The following is a 2,288-nucleotide window of genomic DNA, read 5'->3' as shown; positions in this document are numbered from 1 at the left end:
CATTAAATAACATGACACCGATTGAGTATAAAACACTAAAACAAGCAGCATGATTTTCTACGTGAGTTGTGTACTAAGTTTGGGATATTTACAAAATTGATCTTCTACCCCATTTTGTTCTTGAGTATAAATAGCTGCTTTATTGCCTTTTAATTCCTTAGTTTTTAATATCTTTTCATCTGGCGAATATTCAGGCGGATTTCCACACCCTAATGAAATTTGCCTACCATATTTTCGTTCTTTTTTTTGTACAAAATTTAAATTATTAATCATTTTTAAACGAACATCATTCGATAAATCATTTTTTACTAATGGATAATAATGGACTTCCCAGTGATTCATCGCCATAATAAATTCTTTTAATGTATTTTTTGCATTTTCTAAATTCATTTAGTTTAGTTCTCCTATTTGTTAAATATTTTACTCAACACAATCTTTCCATTTTTCACCTCTAACATAAGCTATTAGTTCATCTGGATTTTGTGGTTCATCAGGAATTTTCAAAATTGAACCATAGCTACAATAACCAATAATTGATGTTTCTATATCACTTAAATAATCAAAAGCAACCGCGGGTATATCATTGTAATCCAAATCAGATAAGTTATCTTTTATATACACAAATGTAAAATTATATATCTTTTTTCTATTCCATTTAAATTGGATTAGTTTTTCGAAAAATTCATCCATTAATTTCTCTGAGTTATCATTCAGATTCCATGATCGCATTATTCTTTTTAAATCTGTAAATGCTTCTTTTTCATCAATAATAAGTTTCGCCATTTATAAGTTAATTCCATTCAATTCGATTAAGTAGCTTTTGATATTCACCAAATTTCATATCATTGGCGGGATAAGTAGCGATGTGCCCTGTGGGTTATAATAATAGTGTAACAGTATGCTCTAGGTATCGTTTTTTTTAATTAGCCGCTAATCTTTGTTATTATTAAATAATTAGTGAATTAATTAATGGATGAGCAAAAGAATTAGAGTAATTTTGCCAAATTTATATTTATGTTCTAAATGTATCATTATTTCGATAATAATTTATTTCATCAATTAGCCATTTATTATCATGCTCAAAGTCTGATTTATTTTGGGTTACATAGTCTAAAGAACCAACCAGCATCCATCCTCTTAAATTTAATCCTTTAACAGCAAGAGGCATTTCCATATCTTCTTCATCAAGATATATCTCATCATCATCTAAATTTTGAATGTAATCCCATGGAATATAATAAAACTCTGTATATTCTGGATTACTATTCCACGAATTTAAATTTGCATAAATCCATTCCCCTTGGTCTAGAAGATTAAGGTTCTTTATTAATTCATATATAGATTTAAAGCTATTCATTGGTATCCTCAAATTTCACTACAATACGAACCACCGCCCCATGAGTTCTTTCCTTCATAAGCCTTTAAGGTGATAATCAAGATATCTAGAGTTATGATCTTTCTTGCCAACTAACTGCAATAAACCACCGACTCTTTCATGATGGTACCATGTAGTTGACCAATCAATCCCAGTCAGTGCTTTTCCTAGGAAAACACCATTTTACCGGATAAAACTATCTCCAAAATTCCTGGATATTTACTTTCAATAGAAGCCTTAAGTTGAAAATCGTTTTATACATATCTTCTGGTAAACTCCCCCACCACAGATCAATTCAAACCACCCCATTAAACGCATACTGATACAGATTAACCCCCTTACAGCAACCCAATCGGATCTAGCTGGGTAAATCAGCCTATATCCGGAGCATAATACTTGAAAGTATTGTAATGTAAACTGGTTTTCCTGTCTAAATATTGTCCCTGATATCTGAGGTTTTGCTCTACTGATTCGTGTTCGATTTCATGAATCAGTTTTTCCCCATAGCTGAAAGCTGCATTCCCACAGTATTTCGCCGTTTGCATCGGTTAGTTCTTCCGGTACTTTCTAGTATTAATGAATAGCCTTTTATTTTGTTAAATATTTATTGACTAAACATTTTTCTTAATAAATTATGATAATAACACCCCTGAATACCAATTCAAGACGTATAAAGATTTAGATCTAATATTGTTTAGATCTTACTTATTTGTATTTTCATCTTTTCTAAGATTTTTTCTAAATTCATCTAGTCCTTCCGAACTCAAATCTTTAATATAGATTAATGTCGCTATGCCAGTTTTATTATTTACTTCTTTTAGCCATTCACAAAAATTATCAAATATAATATCGTCACATTCCTCTTGATATAAAAATCCAGTTTCTGTATGTGAGATCTCTAATTCCTCTAAAG

5 protein-coding genes and 1 pseudogene are annotated in these 2,288 nt (G+C 30.3%); all 6 read right to left on the bottom strand.

The window, feature by feature from the left end; translation table 11 throughout:
• Nucleotides 1-57 precede the first annotated feature (57 nt).
• Entirely contained in the window at nucleotides 58-390 is a 333-nt protein-coding gene (locus J6569_RS11080) for an NTF2 fold immunity protein (protein ID WP_296318512.1), read from the bottom strand.
• Nucleotides 391-420: 30 nt separating this feature from the next.
• Nucleotides 421-783, bottom strand: a complete 363-nt coding sequence (locus J6569_RS11075; RefSeq protein ID WP_065609570.1) for a hypothetical protein — start codon at nucleotides 781-783, stop codon at nucleotides 421-423.
• A 229-nt stretch (nucleotides 784-1,012) separates the two neighbouring features.
• Nucleotides 1,013-1,357 (bottom strand): hypothetical protein, encoded by a 345-nt coding sequence (locus tag J6569_RS11070; RefSeq protein ID WP_065609572.1) that lies wholly within the window; start codon nucleotides 1,355-1,357, stop codon nucleotides 1,013-1,015.
• Between the two features lie 389 nt (nucleotides 1,358-1,746).
• On the bottom strand, nucleotides 1,747-1,857 hold the full coding sequence (locus J6569_RS11335; protein ID WP_366941279.1) for an RHS repeat-associated core domain-containing protein: 111 nt from the start codon (nucleotides 1,855-1,857) through the stop codon (nucleotides 1,747-1,749).
• 1 nt (nucleotide 1,858) lies between these two features.
• A complete protein-coding gene (locus J6569_RS11330) occupies nucleotides 1,859-1,906 on the bottom strand; it encodes a hypothetical protein (RefSeq protein WP_366941278.1) in 48 nt (15 codons plus the stop codon).
• Between the two features lie 170 nt (nucleotides 1,907-2,076).
• Nucleotides 2,077-2,288 (bottom strand): annotated as a pseudogene (locus J6569_RS11065) (hypothetical protein); the annotation flags it as partial.

This window comes from Gilliamella sp. (assembly GCF_024104075.1).
In the GTDB taxonomy this organism is placed as follows: Bacteria; Pseudomonadota; Gammaproteobacteria; order Enterobacterales; family Orbaceae; genus Gilliamella; species Gilliamella bombi.
Note: the sequence above shows the minus strand (reverse complement) of the source record. Positions and strands in the feature narration are given on the sequence as shown.

Excerpts from the sequence above, each read along its gene's own strand:
- J6569_RS11075 (WP_065609570.1), bottom strand. The coding sequence starts at position 783 with ATGGCGAAACTTATTATTGATGAAAAAGAAGCATTTACAGATTTAAAA.
- J6569_RS11080 (WP_296318512.1), bottom strand. The coding sequence starts at position 390 with ATGAATTTAGAAAATGCAAAAAATACATTAAAAGAATTTATTATGGCG.
- J6569_RS11070 (WP_065609572.1), bottom strand. The coding sequence starts at position 1,357 with ATGAATAGCTTTAAATCTATATATGAATTAATAAAGAACCTTAATCTT.